This window comes from Pseudomonas sp. NFIX10 (assembly GCF_900111955.1).
In the GTDB taxonomy this organism is placed as follows: Bacteria; Pseudomonadota; Gammaproteobacteria; order Pseudomonadales; family Pseudomonadaceae; genus Aquipseudomonas; species Aquipseudomonas fluorescens_AA.
The window spans coordinates 103782-119935 of the sequence record NZ_FOKH01000021.1; the positions used below are offsets into that span (position 1 = coordinate 103782).

The following is a 16154-nucleotide window of genomic DNA, read 5'->3' on the forward strand; positions in this document are numbered from 1 at the left end:
GAACTGCCCATGGATAAAAAACCTGTTGACCCACAAAACCCTTGGCTGAATCTGCGCAACCTCACCCCGGCGCGCATCGCCCTGGGCCGCACCGGCACCAGCCTGCCGACCCAGGCGCAACTGGATTTCCAGTACGCCCACGCCCAGGCCCGCGATGCCGTGCACCTGGCCTTCGATCACCAGGGCATTCGCGCACAGTTGACCGAGCGCGGCCGTGAAAGCCTGTTGCTCCACAGCGCGGCGGCTGACCGACACAGTTACCTACAGCGCCCGGACCTGGGCCGACGGCTCGACGACGCCTCCGCGCAAGTCCTGCAGGACTACGCCGCGGCCCATCCCGGCGGCGTGGACCTGGCCATCGTCGTGGCTGACGGCCTGTCGGCACTGGCGGTGCATCGCCATACCTTGCCGTTCCTGGCACGGCTGGAAGAACAGATCAGCGCTGAAGGCTGGTCGACCTCGCCGGTGATCCTGGTGGAACAGGGCCGCGTCGCCGTGGCCGATGAAGTGGCGCAGCGGCTCGGCGCGAAAATGTCAGTGATCCTGATCGGCGAACGCCCCGGCCTCAGCTCCCCCGACAGCCTGGGGCTGTATTTCACCTACGCGCCCAAGGTCGGCCTGACCGACGCCTATCGCAACTGCATCTCCAATGTCCGCCTCGAAGGCCTGAGCTACGGCATGGCGGCCCATCGCTTGATCTACCTGATGCGCGAGGCCTGCCGCCGGCAGCTTTCAGGAGTCAATCTGAAGGACGAAGCCCAGGTGAATACTCTAGAAGCGGAAAACGGAGCCGATATGAAAGGTAATTTCCTACTGGCGCCGCCCCGAAACTGATCCGTTTATCCGATTGCGTTTTTGATCCGCTTTCAGGCAGCATCAAAAAACACGGCAGCGCGACGTTGTTGTCAGAGTATCTGTCGACCTTTGCAGACGAGACCTACCATGCGGATTATCCAAGCCTCGCTGGAACACCTGGACCTGCTGACCCCATTGTTCGTCAAGTACCGGGAATTCTACGGCTCATTGCCTTACCCGGATTCGTCCCGAGCCTTCCTCGAAAAGCGCCTGCGCCGCAAGGAATCGGTGATCTACCTGGCCCTGCCCGATGACGATAACAGCCGGTTGCTGGGGTTCTGCCAGCTCTACCCGAGCTACTCATCCCTGTCCCTCAAGCGCGTATGGATCCTCAACGACATCTACGTCGCCGAAGACGCCCGCCGCCAACTGGTGGCCGACAACCTGATCCGCACCGCGAAAAAAATGGCCAAGGAAACCAACGCCGTGCGCATGCGCGTCTCCACCAGCAGCAACAACGAAGTGGCGCAGAAAACCTACGAATCGATCGGCTTCAAGGAAGACACCGAGTTCAAGAACTACGTGTTGCCGATCAGCGAAGGCATCTGATCCCTGTGGCTGAGTCCCCCTGACACACCACCAACCCCGTGGCGAGGGAGCTTGCTCCCGCTGGGCTGCGCAGCAGCCCCAAAACCTGAGCACGCGGTGCATCAGATTGACCGAGTCGGCTGCTTCAGGGCCGCTTCGCGCCCCAGCGGGAGCAAGCTCCCTCGCCACAAGAGCCTTCACCCACCCTGCCCCCAACCACAACACCACCGAAACCCCTAGCTACAAACTCACCCCGCTCCCTACCCTCCACCCCGTATAATGCCGCTCTTCCCGGCTTGTAAGAAAAAGCTACACACTCTGTAGCCATACTCCAAGCCCGACCCAAAGCCTGCCGAGCCAGGCCACCACCACAGGTGTTATGCATGGATTTCAATCCCCTCGACCTCATACTGCACCTCGATGTGTACCTCGACCTGCTGGTGACCAACTACGGCACCTGGGTCTACGCCATCCTGTTCCTGGTGATCTTCTGTGAAACCGGCCTGGTGGTCATGCCGTTCCTGCCCGGCGACTCCCTGCTGTTCATCGCCGGCGCCGTCGCCGCCGGTGGCGCCATGGACCCCGTGCTGCTGGCCGGCCTGCTGATGCTTGCGGCCATCCTCGGCGACAGCACCAACTACCTCATCGGCCGCACCGCCGGCGAAAAACTGTTCAGCAACCCCAACTCGAAAATCTTCCGCCGCGACTACCTGCAGCAAACCCACGACTTCTACGACAAACATGGCGGCAAAACCGTGACCCTGGCGCGCTTCCTGCCGATCATCCGCACCTTCGCCCCCTTCGTCGCCGGCGTGGGCAAAATGAACTACCTGCGCTTCTTCGGCTTCAGCGTCCTCGGCACCGTCCTCTGGGTCGGCGGCCTGGTCACCCTCGGCTACTTCTTCGGCAACGTGCCGTTCATCAAGCAAAACCTGTCGCTGCTGGTGGTGGGCATCATCCTGGTGTCGCTGCTGCCGATGATCATCAGCCTGGTGCGCAGCAAAATGGGCCAACGCGCCTCGAAAGCCTGATCGCCCATGTGGTCCCTGAGCAACTGGCGCCGCCAACGCACCCTCGCCAAACACCCCGTCCCCGACGAAACCTGGCAACGCGTGCGCCATCAACTGAGCTTCCTCGACGGCATCAGCGCCGCCGAGGACCAGTGGCTGCGGGAAGCCAGCGTGCTGTTCCTGCATGACAAACACCTCACCGCCCTGCCCGGCGTCGAACTGCACCAGGAGCAACGCCTGCTGCTCGCCGCCCAGGCCCAATTGCCGTTGATGCACCTCGGCGAACTGAACTGGTATCAGGGCTTCCACGAAATCGTCCTCTACCCCGACGACTTCCTCAGCCCCCAGCGCTACCGCGACGCCAGCGGCATCGAGCACGAATGGGACGGCGAACACAGCGGCGAAGCCTGGCCCCAGGGCCCGATCATCCTGGCCTGGGACGGCGTAATGGCCAGCGGCGGCTGGGACGGCTACAACCTGGTGATCCACGAACTGGCGCACAAACTCGACATGCTCAACGGCGACGCCAACGGCCTGCCACCACTGCACGCCGACATGCGCGTCAGCGACTGGGCCGAAGCCATGCAACAAGCCTTCGACGACCTCGACCGCCAACTGGACCAGAACCCCGACGCAGAAACCCTCATCGATCCCTACGCCGCCGAAAACCCCGCCGAGTTCTTCGCCGTCACCAGCGAATATTTCTTCAGCGCCCCGGACCTGCTGCACCAGGCCTATCCACGGGTCTATGAGCAGCTCAAGGCCTTCTACCGCCAGGATCCGTTGGCCCGGCTACGGCAACTTCAAGCCGAAGATCCGGTCTATCAGGCGTCATACTAAGGTCTCTAAGACCCTGGTAACGTGGCATCAGCGGCCGAATATGCCTATAATCGCCGCCACTTTTTGGTCAATCCGACCAAGTCATTTGGTCAACTAACGGGGGCACCGCCCAATGAGCTACAGCAAGATTCCGGCTGGCAAAGACCTGCCGAACGACATCTACGTCGCGATCGAAATCCCGGCCAACCACGCCCCGATCAAATACGAAATCGACAAAGACAGCGACTGCCTGTTCGTTGACCGTTTCATGGCCACTCCCATGTTCTACCCGGCCAACTACGGTTACATCCCCAACACCCTGGCCGACGACGGCGACCCCCTCGACGTGCTGGTCGTGACCCCATACCCAGTGGCCCCAGGCTCGGTCATCCGCGCCCGTCCAGTCGGCATCCTGAACATGACCGACGACGGCGGCGGCGATGCCAAAGTCATCGCAGTACCACACGACAAACTGTCGCAACTGTACGTCGACGTGAAGGAATACACTGACCTGCCGCCACTGCTGATCCAGCAGATCGAGCACTTCTTCGAGAACTACAAAGACCTCGAAAAAGGCAAGTGGGTCAAGATCGAAGGCTGGGCCGGCGCAGACGCCGCCCGCGAAGCGATCACCAAGTCGGTTGCCGCCTACAAAGGCTGAAACAAACTTGAAAAGAACCCCGGTTTGCCCCGGGGTTTTTTTATGCCCTAATGGTTTCTAATACGAGGCTGTATTAACACCGTTTACCCACGTTTAGCCCGCGCCTTTCAAATCCCAAAAACGGAAAGATCGTCTTATATATTTGCACGACATGTTTATTGCCGAAAACACAGTCGCCCCTAAACTTTCCGTTTATGAAAATACTTTCCAGTGGCGACCGCTTCCGAGCCCTTCTAAAAGAAGCGAACATCCGATCCGCCGACTTCGCGAAGTTATACGGCGTGAAATCCCAACACGTGAACAACTGGTTCAACCGTGGCATCCCGCCAGGGCGCATCCACTCCATCGCCAGCCTGCTGACCGTCAGCCCGGAATGGCTCGCCCACGGCGAAGGCCCGCAAACCCCATTGGGCCTCGGCCCCGGCACCACCTACGAGGCGGCCGAAAACGATGGCGTCTACAGCGTGCTGGAACCCACGGACATCGAACTGCCTTTCTATAAGGAAGTCCCCATCGCCCCAGGCGAAACCAAAACCCACATCGTCGAAATCCCCGACCAATCCATCCGCCTGCCCCGCAGCCACCTCGAAACCCTGGAAATAAACCCCAACGACGCCATCTGCCTCACCATGGTCGGCGACAGCATGGCCGAACGCATCGAAGACGGCTCCACCCTCGCCATCGACCGCGGCCTGACCCAAATCGTCGACGGCCAAATCTACGCCCTCGAACACGACGGCATGCTCCGCATCAAATACCTGCACCGCATCCCCGGCAACCGACTGCGCCTGCGCAGCCACAACAGCGCGGCCTACCCGGACGAAGTCTTCAGCGCCGAACAGATCGACGCGCAGAACATACGGGTGATCGGCTGGGTGTTCTGGTGGTCCACTCTCAACAAACAGAGACCGCCGGTGTGCGATTGACCCACCCGAACGGGCAGACAGGCAAAGCTCCTCGTGGCGAGGAGCTTCTGTACTGAGGAGCTTGTGATGAGGAGCTTTTGTGGCGAGGGAGCTTGCTCCCGCTGGGCTGCGAAGCAGCCCCTGCTTTTACCCGAATCACTCTAACCCAATGATTCCACACCACTTACCACTGGGATTCTGCCGAAAACCCGCGTATCCTCCGCCCCACATTTGCGAGCCCACGCCTCGCACCGACAAGGCAGATCACTTTCTGACCAAGTCCCACAGCCGGCCGCAAGAGCCGGATGTACGTTTTGAAGGCTGGTGAGGTTTGTCAAAAACGAACTGAGTTAGTCAACGAGAAGCCGGCCATAAGCCGGCTTTTTAATTGTCCGAAAAATCCTACCTTGTCTTCTTAATCTTCTGATAGCTAAGCTACGTCGGGGGTTTCCGCTATTCCTTTGTCCGATGCTGCTCGATCAGATTCGATACTGCATCCGATGATTAGGTGGGGGAACAACGGGCGTCAACTGGAGAGGAACATGGGTAAGCTGAATCCGAAACAGGTCGACGGAAACCGAGCGATTAATTCGTCAGATTGAGCCCTGGAGATGCCACCCACCAGCACGTCGACAGCAAGAATCTTTTCGTTCGCATATGAGACTACAGCAGAGCTTGAGCTCGAACTGCATCGAATCCGCCGTCGCAAAAATCGATATCACTAGCCAGTGCTCGATAAAGCTTGGCGAGCCAGTAATTTGGACCTGATGCTTCTTCATAGTCCTGCGCTTCTTGATTCAGCTTCTCCGAGACGCGCTCCGCGTCTTCACCCAAGCCGTAGGCCCGGCGAAAGGCAGGATATTGTCCACCCAAATGTTCAAGGCCCATGCGCCTGTAACGATCCGCAAGATTGAGCTCCCTAAAATGCGACTGTAAATGCCTGAAGGTGCGAAGCGCCATCCCGACCGGCCGTATCAGTCGATAGGACAAGATCAGTGCGTCCGCTTCCATGCGAGTTTGTACAGCGAGAAATTCTAGGTTAGGGATTAAATCGTAACCGGGGTGCAGGAACATTCGTACGCGGGTTTCTTCGTCTAAGATGCGGTCACGTTTCCGCGTGTTGCAGGTCGCGCAGCTTGGAACGAGATTCCTCGGAAATATCGAGTACTCAGGATATTGTTCCTTGGGTAGATAGTGATCAAGCGTCGAGGACTCGCCAATCCCGCAGAACGGGCAACGAGCGACGGATATTCTCTTCAAGAGATCAGCGCGGAGCGCGGTCATAGGCTGAGTATCCACGTCGTACGCGTGCCGCATCGCCTCCTTTGCCTGCCGGGTTAGCGGGGCGTTGACCAGGTCGCCAACTTCTGGTGCAACATCGTCATAGCTCTGATAGGCAGCAACGACCTTTGCCCGAGCCCTCTGCATCCTTCCGCGCCGTGGCTCATGCTTGGCTAAGGCAATCTCATCGTATATGTCCGTCGCGTCAACGGCGAGCAATGGAATCGAGCGCATCTGCTAACCCTCCATCTCGTCACGTATGCTCAGAACATAAGATCTTGCTCCAAACCCCAGCTTGCGGCCAAAAGTTTCCTCGATCTCCTCAAGCGTGTTTCGACGCGCCAGCAAGTTTAGTGTCTCGTGCCAATCGGTCGAGCCGTCGCCAAGGTTAAATACATCCTGAGTTATTACACCAATGCTCTCCGCAAACGTCTCTACTCTTGGAGCCTCGACCCGATTCTGGTCGGCAACTCGCCGCAGTACCTGAACGTATTTCGCAGGGGTCTCCTGAAGTACCACCGGCGAGTGCGTGGCGATGATCGCGTAGCCATCAAAGGCTTCAAGACACGCTCGCACACTCTTCAGAAACGCGGCGAGCAACGGCGGATGGAGGTGGGTTTCGGGCTCGTCGATGAGTACTAGCGTCGGTTCCGAACCTGAGATGTGAGCGGTCAGTTCAGTAACAATTTTAAGAACAACCTTGTGACCACTGCTCAGACTGCGAAAAAGCTCGCCAAGTTCGACCTTATCTCGGTTAGCGTAGATTTGGGTAAGTCCGATACGCTGAAACGACGGATCACGCAGAAGCGGTTTAAGTACTTCCAACAGACTTTCCATCCGATCAGCTTCGCGTACGCGGTCTATTGCCGCCAAAAACTCCAATTCGATTTCCGTTGGTGTGCGCAGCCGATATGCCTGCTCACCGTTCGGCGCGCCATCGTCCGATCGTTCGCGAAGACCACAATAAACGTATCCAAAGATGCCTCCGCGCTCTTGAAGCCTTCCTTTTCCACCTCTGTGCGCCCCGGAATGACGAAGGTGTCGAACGCACTGTAGGACACTACAACCACCGTCTTGAATGGCGGCGCGTTTCCGACAAATCGCCCAGCCGCATTATCCAGCACGTCCTCTTTGCTAACGTAGCCGTATCCGCTCGCCACAATTGCAAGGTTCGATAGAAGCCGAGTTTTACCCGTGCCGTTGTAGCCAATTAGTGCGTTGATACGATTTGGCAGACGGCTTCGCCGCCGAAAATCAAAGTCGATTGTAAAAGCGTTCGCACTATTAGCCACCCGAGTCTTAAACTTGACCTTAAAACCAGCATTCCTCCGTTTCGTAGGTACGTTTGGCCCACGCAGTAATCGTGTGGCGTCGCCAAGGGTCCTTTCAGCACCGCCAAAACGCAAAAGCGAGACTCGATAGGCTTCGCTGTCTTCGACACTGGCCTTAATTGTGTCATCGAACGCGACATCTCGAAGGCCTCTGAAATATGGCTCGAAGATGTCCCGTCCAAGCTTGAAAATCGTCTCGTAGTAATCGAGATCTGCACCTAGCGATGCGTAACCATCAGGCAATACCTCAAAGGATTTTCGGGGCATCTCGGCGTAGCCGCTTGTTCGACCGGCCTCAATTATTTTGATGTTGCCAAGATCAAAGCTTTCATCCGCCGATAAATTCAGCGTGACGTGGAACGTGGTCTTATAGCCATAGTCGTCCCAGTTATCTTGGGCTAGCACTGCGTGCGGGTAGTGATTGGTTTTTGGCGAATCGCCAGACCTAAATTTTACGACGAACCTCATGGCAACCGCTTCCTTGAATGTAAGCACTTCTCTTCCGGATTGCCTGATGACGTGATGCTTGAGCCTCATTTTCGCCATCGAGCGCTTGCTGCGAGTGAAAAATAACCTCCATTCCGCCGCTCACATCCAGAAAATTCTGAATCTGAGACTCGCTGTAGCACACCAATAGCCGACCACGTGACCGGCCATTTTTAAAACTTAAGCTTGGCTCTCATACTCCAGAAATTAAGCGCTACCGGAGGAGAAGTATAGGCGCAGACCGTGGCGAGGGCACGCCGAGGCGCTTGGCGGGCTCATGAAAGGCAAACCTGAGTTCGTATTGATTGACGACCAAAAAGAAATCTTCGAGTCAGCGCTTGTTGCGGCGAGTGAGGCGTCCATAGCATCGCCAAAGGTGCTAATCATTGAGGGCGGCCCGGGGACCGGAAAAACCGTTTTGGCAATTAACTTGCTGGTAAGACTCACCGGGTTAAAGTTGCTGAGCAAATACGTCTCGAAAAACGCCGCACCACGCAAGGTCTACGAAAGCAAACTGGTCGGTACGATCAAACGTAGTCATTTTTCTAATTTCTTTTCTGGCTCGGGTGCGTTTATCGAAACCGAGCCCAACACGTTCGACGCACTCATCGTTGACGAGGCTCACAGGCTCAACGAGAAAAGCGGCCTTTATGGGAACCTAGGTGAGAACCAGATCAAGGAACTGATCAACTCTGCGAAATGCTCGATTTTCTTCATCGACGAAGATCAGCGCGTGACCTTGAGCGACATTGGTAGCAAGCAGGCTATCCGCGCTTTTGCGAAAGCCAAAGGCGCAAACGTCGAGGAATACATGCTGTCGTCACAGTTTCGCTGCAGTGGATCTGATGGATATCTGGCGTGGCTGGATGACGTGCTGGCTATTCGACCGACCGCCAATCCGCTGCTTGATACGAGCGAGTACGAGTTCAAGGTGTTCGACACCCCGCAGGCAATGCACGCTGCCATTGAGCAGAAAAACCACGGAAACAAAGCTCGCGTTGTCGCGGGTTATTGCTGGCCTTGGCTCAGCAAAAAAGATCCCCAGGCATCCGATATCGTGATCGGTGATGATTATGCGCGTCAGTGGAACCTGGATCAGGACGGCAGTTTGTGGATCATTGCGGAAAACTCCATTGAACAGGTCGGTTGCATCCACACGTGCCAGGGACTGGAAGTCGACTATATAGGCGTGATCATCGGGCCAGATTTGATCGTTCGTGACGGGCAATTACTCACATCACCGCATAAGCGTGACAAGCACGACAAATCGATTCGTGGCTGGAAGAAGCTGATGAAAGAGCAGCCTGATTTCGCGCAGAAAGAGACGGATTTGATCATCAAAAACACCTACCGAACACTGATGACCCGTGGGATGAAAGGGTGCTACCTGTACTGTACTGATCAGGAGACGGCACAGTACTTTGAGAGTCGGCTTGCCGATTACCGCCCCCACTGATGTTCTGCTGACTTAGACAATTATCCAACAGGTTGTTGGACAATTTAGGCGCCCATCGTTTAGAGACTCCCGCATACGAAAAGGTCTTGCCAAGCAAGACCTTTTTTACGCCAGGAGGTCAGCGAACGCCCCGCTCTACCTCACCTCAACAATATCCAAAGCCCGATTCGCCAACAGTTCACTCACCTCAATCACCTGCAAAATCCCCAACGCAAAATGCCGTCGTGATCCCTCAAGACCAAACGCCAAATCATTGATCATGGCATTGGCCGAAGCCAGGTTTTCACTGAGGTTGGCAAGCAGACACTCCGAATCAACATCCCCGGTGCGATACGGAAGATGGTGTTGGGCTTGTCAGACGTTTCGTTCTTCGGCGTAGGCTTCAGGTAGTAATCCAACGCCCGGTTGGCAGCGTCATCGAGCTTTTTGTTACGAGCAGACTGAGCGTGAGACTCATATTCGTCCGCAGTTGGCGGGTTCGGTGTAATTTTGACCATGGTAAAGCTCCTAGAGTCTGTTGGAGCTACCACCCTTCGCTGCGAAACGAAGTATGGGGTGGCAGCTGTACGCGGGTTCGCAGACCGGGACTCTAGGGACCGGCAGACCCGAGGGTCTCCCACGCACAGCCACCTCTGACGAAATCACAGACATGGGCGATCTGCTTTCGAAGGTGACGTTGTGCGCCTATAGAGTCCGGGCTGCGAAACCCGATCACTGATGAGCAGTGACGGATTCAAACTACCTAGGGGACCCAAGGCGCACAAGCCGGCGGATTCTGGCGTAGTTGTAGGCAATGGCGCAAGGCGATGTCGGTCTTGGCTAGTCTCGTGGAGTCACGATAAACAGCTGACCGGAAGGTTGCTGACACACTGCTATCGCGAGCAGGCTCGCTCCCACAGAGGAGCAGCATTTGTGCATATGTCGTTGCTGGCGATATGACGATAGAACGTGTCGTTGAAATCAATAAATGGCGACACGTCAGGCATTTCAAACATAGGACTGGCGGAGCGGGTTTACTCGTAAATGCGGTGCGTCAGCGTCAATTATGTTGGCCAGCATGGCGCGTCACGAGCAAGGAGCGACGCTGCGGTTGGGGAAATTGTGCAAGAGGTACTTGCACAACTTCTCTATCGGCTTTACGTCTGTGACTAGGACTCGTGCGCCCCGGAACGCTGCTCGGCCAGGATGTCCTCAACCGTGCGTTCATGACCTGCCTTCACCAGTTTCAAGTCGTATCCGGCCGCTTCCAATAACCGGACAAGGGCCGAGACGCTCATATCCCCTTTAGCCATTGTTTCCATACGCGCCACCGTTGAACGTGAGACGCCAGCGCGACTGGCCAAGGCTTCCTGGCTCAAACGGGCCTCCCCTCGAGCCTGTTTCAGCATTTCGGCCACATCAAACAGGGTGGTCATTTGTAGCCCTCGAGCATCAAAAATCCATATTTATCTAATTACTGTAGCCGTGGAGATACAACGCCACGTGTATTTTGATTCGTGATTAGTGCAGCACCTTGTTGCACAAATGGATCGACGATTTTCTGGATGTCCCTAAACCTGACAGCCTTTTATCCAATCTCGCGCCTACAAAAAAGGCCTTGCCCTGCAAGACCTTTTTTGCATGCCCGGGGTAAGCGCGGCCCCTTGTTACCTCACCTCAACAATATCCAAAGCCCGATTCGCCAACAGCTCACTCACCTCAATCACCTGCAAAATCCCCAACGCAAAATGCCGTCGTGATCCCTCAAGACCAAACGCCAAATCATTGATCATGGCATTGGCCGAAGCTAGGTTTTCACTGAGATTGGCGAGCAGACACTCCGAATCAACATCAGGTGCAATACGGAAGATGGTGTTGGGTTTGTCAGATGTTTCGCTCTTCGGCGTAGGCTTCAGGTAGTAATCCAACGCACGATTGGCAGCGTCATCAAGCTTATTGTTACGAGCAGACTGAGCGCGAGATACATGCTCATCTGCGGTCGGAGGGTTCGGTGTAATTTTTGCCATCGACTTAGGTTCCTGTAAGTGAGGCTGCAACCACCTCGCGACTAAACGAGAGGGCGGCAGCTGTGCGCAGGTTAGTCGACCGGTGAACCTAAGAATCCCGGCGCGCCCGGGGGCGCCCTGCGCACAGCCACCATCAATACAGGAACAGCACAGCCTGTCCGACGGGACTTGGTACGCCTTAGGTTGAGACGGGCGACTAAACCCGATCACTGATGCTCAGTGACAGGATTAAAACTACCGACGCGGCCAAAGGCGCACAAGCCGGCGGATTCTGGCGTAGTTGTAGGCAATGGCGCAAGGCGATGTCGGTCTTGGCTTGTCTCGTGGAGTCACGATAAACAGCCGGCTGGAAGGTTGCGGATGCACCGCTATCGCGAGCAAGCTCGCTCCCACAGAGGCGCTTGTGTACATACGTTGCAGGGAAATGCATTCGCGACTGGCTGCGTCCTTGCAGCCAGTCGTGAGGAGAGTTACGACTCGTTCTTCAATGGAGCTTGCGACCAACATCGCAATAAATCAGACGGGATATCTCGATCATATCCACAACGGTTTTTTCATCGACCTCAAACCCGCTGCCTGAAACCCCTGTACTTCTATTACTTGAGTGTGACGTCGAGCATCGGCGGGATGTAACCGTAGTCGTACTCGGCCACCACGAACGTCTGTTGCCCTTTTATTTTCATGCCCACCGTTGGCGCCTCAGTGCCACCCACACGAATCTGCGTGCCGGTTTCGTCGGTCGGTACGCTGTCGATAAAGGAGGTCACCAGGCCGTTTGGCATCACGTAGTGCGAGTAGGTCTGGAATGGCTGGGAGGATGGGTTGCCCAGTACCAGGCCGGAACCGTTGAGCGGCACGTAGGGGCCGAACAGCGAGTCCGCGACGAAACCGTACACGCCGTCCGGCCCGGTCACGCCGTCGCCATAGGTGAAGGTGTGGCTGATCGTGAACAGGTAGTACTTGCCATCCTGGAACACGAAGTGCGGGCGTTCGGTCTGGTCGTTGACGCCCACGGCCGTCAGCAGGGGTGGCAACATTTCCCAGTCGTCACCGTCCGCGTCGCGGGCCACGGCGATGCCTACACAGGCGGTCTGGTAGCGCGAGTTGCCGACATCTTCATAACCCGGCGGCACATCGCCGATTTCGGCCTCGCCCACTTTGTGCGAGCCGCGCTCGCCGGCCACGTTGCCCTCGAACAGCATGTACAGTTTGCCGTCGTTCGGGTCGCGGAATGGCCATGGGTCACGAAAACCCCAGAAGGCGTTTTGGGCTTCGGTCTGGTACATCTTGCCGTCGGCCTCGAACAGCGGCTTGACCTTCTCGAAGCCGACCATGCTGACACCGTGTTCAGTGGTCACGACCCGACCGCGCACTTTGACAATGGTCGCGCCTGGGGTGACGGCGGTGTAATACAGGTCCACTTCACCTCGGTCGTTCAACAGAATCGGCGTGCCGGCCCATTCGCGAGCGGTCGGCGAAACCCCTTCGGCCATCACACGGCCACCGAGCTCCCAGTTCTTGCCGGTACGAGAAAACCAGTAGTACATCTTTGCCCGACCGTGACGATCGTTCCAGTCGCGGAGGATGTCGTAGTTACCGTCCTCGTCGAGGTACTGCGGGTCGTTTGGATGACGATCGGCCGTCAGGGTGAAGATCACCGACCAGCCATCGACGGACGTCACGTTACCGTCCAAGTCGCGTAGGGGCATGGTGTCCCAGATGAACACGTCATCGCTCAATACCGGGAAATCCGCACGGACCAGCGGCTGAGTGGTGGTGGGATCGTCCGCCCGGACTTTCAACGCATCAGCGCGGGTCCACAGGCTGGGTTGATGGGGGGTGACACCGAATTTTTCAGTGTTGGTTTTCATAAGGTAAGACCTCGTCCATGAATGGATTCAAATAAATGATGCTTTAGAAATACTGGATGCGCATACAGTTAAATCACCTTATAGAGACGCACCCCTATGGGTCAAGGAAAAAATGCATTTGTGCATATTTTAGTTTTTTCTTGGAGCTGATACGTTTCAGCCTTGAACGTTTGCAGAAGTTAATTCATGGGGAGATCGACGATGTTGCCTGCACACTCGGTGCTCTGAGCCGCTACTCTTGGAAAGCGCGCTTAACTGGCCAACGAGCGGAAGCGGTGCATAGAGGGATTGGTCAACTGAGTCTGTGGGTTGTGTGCAAAGCTCAACACAAGGCGGGGGGTCAGCGGTTCTGAGGTTGACTGGTGTATCGCTATCGCGAGCAAGCTCGCTCCCACAGTGGAGGGTGTTAAATGCCTGCTATGGCGGTGGGTCAGTTGTTTTTGATGGGGCTGATTCCGAACGCTCGGGCACAAAAAAGGCCTTGCTGTGCAAGACCCTTTTTCATACCTGGGGTAAGCGCGGCCCCTTGTTACCTCACCTCAATAATATCCAAAGCCCGATTCGCCAACAGCTCACTCACCTTGATCACCTGCAAAATTCCCAACGCAAAATGCCGTCGTGATCCCTCCAGGCCAAATGCCAAATCATTGATCATGGCATTGGCCGACGCCAGGTTTTCACTGAGATTGGCGAGCAAACATTCCGAATCAACATCAGGCGCGATACGGAAGATGGTGTTGGGCTTGTCAGACGTTTCGTTCTTCGGCGTAGGCTTCAGGTAGTAATCCAACGCCCGGTTGGCAGCGTCATCAAGCTTATTGTTACGAGCAGACTGGGCACGAGACACATGCTCATCTTCAGTTGGAGGGTTCGGTGTAATTTTGACCATAGCCTTAACTCTCTTTGGTGAGGCCGCGACCCTCTCGCTGCTAAACGAGTGGGTGGCAGCTGTACGCGGGTTAGCAGACCGACGAGTTAAGAAATCGGCGCGCCCGAGGACGCCCCACGCACAGCCGCCATCAAGTGCAGGGATGGGGATACCTGACTGATGAAGCTTGATGCGACTCAACTCGACGGGCTGCTAAACCCGATCACTGATGGGCAGTGACAGGATCAAAACTACCGACGCGGCCAAGGGCGCACAAGCCGGCGGATTCTGGCGTAGTTGTAGGCAATGGCGCAAGACAACGTCAGCCGTCCCTGGATCTCACGCGCCCCCAATAAACACCCGTATCCCTCACCCAGTGCATTCAAACAAACCACCTTCGGCTGAGCCGCCTCGATTCCCATTCGGTTCGACGATAAAGGGTCTAGGCACCAAGCGACATCGTGCGCCAATATAGAGACAAGCTGCGGGGCCAAGAAACGATGCTATCGGTGTCAAAGAGGTGTTTTTTTAATGGCTGAGGCAAGTACCGACCGGCGAATCACCGATGAACCTGTGGGAGCGAGCTTGCTCGCGATGACGGTGGGTCAGTTGCCATTAATGGTGACTGACACTCCGCTATCGCGAGCAAGCTCGCTCCCACATTGGGGCGACGTGATTTTTTGCTGTGCTGGTAGGCGCGAGTTGTCATAACGTTGAATCGATAGAAACATCCTATGCCACACAATCCAGATTTTATTCGTCCAGATCCCGTATAGATTGCATCCAGAGGAAAAAATAATCCTTCTGCAACTGAGGATCGCTAATTATATCCTGATCATCGTAATCAAATATATTTACCAAATTTTCTCTTGAGGCAGGCCTCCCGAGAACATTCTCATAGGCCACAACGCCTAACGTCATCTGCGCGGACATGCTTGAAGGGCGCACATTTCGTTTAGCACCCTTGCATAAAAACTTTAAGTCAGCGTGCTCTTTTATAATTTCCCCGAAGCAGTCATATATATTTACTCCCGTATAAGTTTTCGACCACCCGTCACTTAGTGTAAGTAGAATAGTCAATCTTCGCTCATTAATATCGAGCCAAGCCTCTTCTTTCTGCCCTCCCCTGAGGACGGAAATGATTTTTCTATCTGCCATTATCATTCTCTATTAGGATTGGGCAATGAATAACCCACGAAGGTGCCATCCTTCTTCAACGGCGTCACCCCAATGATATCCCCAGTCTTTACACGATCAAAAATTGCAATTTCATGCTCATAGCTAAAAGGAATATCGTTTTTGGGAATTTCCTTATTCACATCCCGCCCGGGAATCTTCTTAAGAATATATAAATAGCCCTTCCGTGTTCCGTATCTTGTTCCAAAATCAATCCCAACACCTACGCTTGTTGTCGTACTAACATACTTACTGGGTGGATTTGTATTATCCAAAGCATGGAGTAGTAAATCGGTACTTTCCCCCAAACTCACAAAGCCCTCCTTAAAAATCACCTCTGGTCCTCTTAAATCTCCGCGATAAAGGTATTCAGGTTTTGGCAGGGATGTCTCACCCTCATCCACCCCAACCTTCCCCGCCGGATCCTGCCCCCCAGCCGCCGGCCGGCACCCACCCTTCCCCGGGCAATCCACCAACCCCAACGGATCCACCCACCCCGTCGGGTTCACCGTGTAGCGGTACCCATTGAGCCCACCCGCCAACTTGCTCGGATCAGGCGTCAAATAGCGGCCGGTCTCGGGATTGTAGTAGCGGTGCCGGTTGTAGTGCAGGCCGCTTTCCGGGTCGAAGTATTGGCCCTGGAACCGCAGGGGTTGTTCCAGCTGTTCGCCGCCGCCGTAGGTGAGTTTGGTGAGTTTGCCGTAGCCGTTGTAGCGCGCCGTCCAGACGATCTGGCCGGCGGGGTTGGTCAGTTCCTGGGGCGTGCCCAGGTGGTCGAGGTGGTAGTAGAACGGGCGGGCGTCGGGGCCTTCGCCATCGAGCAGGGCCAGGGGGCGGAAGGTGCCTGGTTCGTAGACATAGCTGCGGTGGTGGCGCGGGCTGTTTTCGGCAACGAGCTGGT

At 55.9% G+C, this 16154-nt stretch carries 15 protein-coding genes and 2 pseudogenes; 7 read left to right on the forward strand and 10 right to left on the reverse strand.

The window, feature by feature from the left end:
• The first annotated feature begins 9 nt into the window (after nucleotides 1-9).
• The 6 genes from eutC to BM321_RS19400 all read left to right on the forward strand — a co-directional run bounded on the left by eutC (nucleotide 10) and on the right by BM321_RS19400 (nucleotide 4799).
• Nucleotides 10-834: an ethanolamine ammonia-lyase subunit EutC gene (gene eutC, locus BM321_RS19375; protein ID WP_092444070.1), complete on the forward strand. Its 825-nt coding sequence runs from the start codon at nucleotides 10-12 to the stop codon at nucleotides 832-834.
• 108 nt (nucleotides 835-942) lie between these two features.
• A complete protein-coding gene (locus BM321_RS19380; protein WP_092333802.1) occupies nucleotides 943-1404 on the forward strand; it encodes a GNAT family N-acetyltransferase in 462 nt (153 codons plus the stop codon).
• Nucleotides 1405-1766: 362 nt separating this feature from the next.
• Nucleotides 1767-2414, forward strand: coding sequence for a DedA family protein (locus BM321_RS19385; protein ID WP_092444072.1), 648 nt, complete (start codon nucleotides 1767-1769; stop codon nucleotides 2412-2414).
• Nucleotides 2415-2420: 6 nt separating this feature from the next.
• Entirely contained in the window at nucleotides 2421-3233 is an 813-nt protein-coding gene (locus tag BM321_RS19390; protein ID WP_092444074.1) for a M90 family metallopeptidase, read from the forward strand.
• A gap of 112 nt (nucleotides 3234-3345) precedes the next feature.
• A complete protein-coding gene (gene ppa, locus BM321_RS19395; RefSeq protein WP_053151827.1) occupies nucleotides 3346-3873 on the forward strand; it encodes an inorganic diphosphatase in 528 nt (175 codons plus the stop codon).
• Between the two features lie 194 nt (nucleotides 3874-4067).
• On the forward strand, nucleotides 4068-4799 hold the full coding sequence (locus BM321_RS19400; RefSeq protein WP_092444076.1) for a LexA family transcriptional regulator: 732 nt from the start codon (nucleotides 4068-4070) through the stop codon (nucleotides 4797-4799).
• A gap of 642 nt (nucleotides 4800-5441) precedes the next feature.
• Here the strand turns inward: BM321_RS19400 and BM321_RS19405 are convergent.
• Genes BM321_RS19405 through BM321_RS30705 form a run of 3 tightly spaced genes read right to left on the reverse strand, consistent with a single transcriptional unit; the run spans nucleotide 5442 to nucleotide 7858 of the window.
• Nucleotides 5442-6293 carry an HNH endonuclease gene (locus tag BM321_RS19405; RefSeq protein WP_092444078.1) on the reverse strand — a complete coding sequence of 284 codons (852 nt, stop codon included), beginning with the start codon at nucleotides 6291-6293 and terminating at the stop codon, nucleotides 5442-5444.
• A gap of 3 nt (nucleotides 6294-6296) precedes the next feature.
• The gene (locus BM321_RS30700) at nucleotides 6297-6884 is read right to left on the reverse strand and encodes an AAA family ATPase (protein ID WP_218190457.1); all 588 of its coding nucleotides are present in this window, start codon (nucleotides 6882-6884) and stop codon (nucleotides 6297-6299) included.
• Nucleotides 6885-6919: 35 nt separating this feature from the next.
• On the reverse strand, nucleotides 6920-7858 hold the full coding sequence (locus BM321_RS30705) for a hypothetical protein (RefSeq protein WP_218190458.1): 939 nt from the start codon (nucleotides 7856-7858) through the stop codon (nucleotides 6920-6922).
• A 256-nt stretch (nucleotides 7859-8114) separates the two neighbouring features.
• Here BM321_RS30705 and BM321_RS19415 point away from each other — a divergent pair.
• Nucleotides 8115-9332 (forward strand): annotated as a pseudogene (locus BM321_RS19415) (DNA/RNA helicase domain-containing protein); the annotation flags it as partial.
• Nucleotides 9333-9467: 135 nt separating this feature from the next.
• Here the strand turns inward: BM321_RS19415 and BM321_RS19420 are convergent.
• From BM321_RS19420 to BM321_RS19450, 7 genes and pseudogenes are all read right to left on the reverse strand, one after another.
• A pseudogene (locus BM321_RS19420) lies at nucleotides 9468-9829 on the reverse strand (DUF6124 family protein).
• A gap of 651 nt (nucleotides 9830-10480) precedes the next feature.
• Nucleotides 10481-10747, reverse strand: a complete 267-nt coding sequence (locus BM321_RS19425; RefSeq protein ID WP_092444080.1) for a helix-turn-helix domain-containing protein — start codon at nucleotides 10745-10747, stop codon at nucleotides 10481-10483.
• Between the two features lie 231 nt (nucleotides 10748-10978).
• A complete protein-coding gene (locus tag BM321_RS19430) occupies nucleotides 10979-11338 on the reverse strand; it encodes a DUF6124 family protein (protein WP_092444082.1) in 360 nt (119 codons plus the stop codon).
• A 596-nt stretch (nucleotides 11339-11934) separates the two neighbouring features.
• Complete coding sequence (locus BM321_RS19435; RefSeq protein WP_092444084.1) at nucleotides 11935-13209, reverse strand: glycoside hydrolase family 68 protein; 1275 nt, start codon at nucleotides 13207-13209, stop codon at nucleotides 11935-11937.
• Nucleotides 13210-13738: 529 nt separating this feature from the next.
• A complete protein-coding gene (locus BM321_RS19440) occupies nucleotides 13739-14098 on the reverse strand; it encodes a DUF6124 family protein (RefSeq protein ID WP_092444086.1) in 360 nt (119 codons plus the stop codon).
• Nucleotides 14099-14830: 732 nt separating this feature from the next.
• Nucleotides 14831-15235, reverse strand: coding sequence for a hypothetical protein (locus tag BM321_RS19445; RefSeq protein WP_092444088.1), 405 nt, complete (start codon nucleotides 15233-15235; stop codon nucleotides 14831-14833).
• A gap of 2 nt (nucleotides 15236-15237) precedes the next feature.
• A partial coding sequence (locus BM321_RS19450) for an RHS repeat-associated core domain-containing protein (protein ID WP_175535176.1) occupies nucleotides 15238-16154 on the reverse strand: 917 nt, incomplete at its 5' end.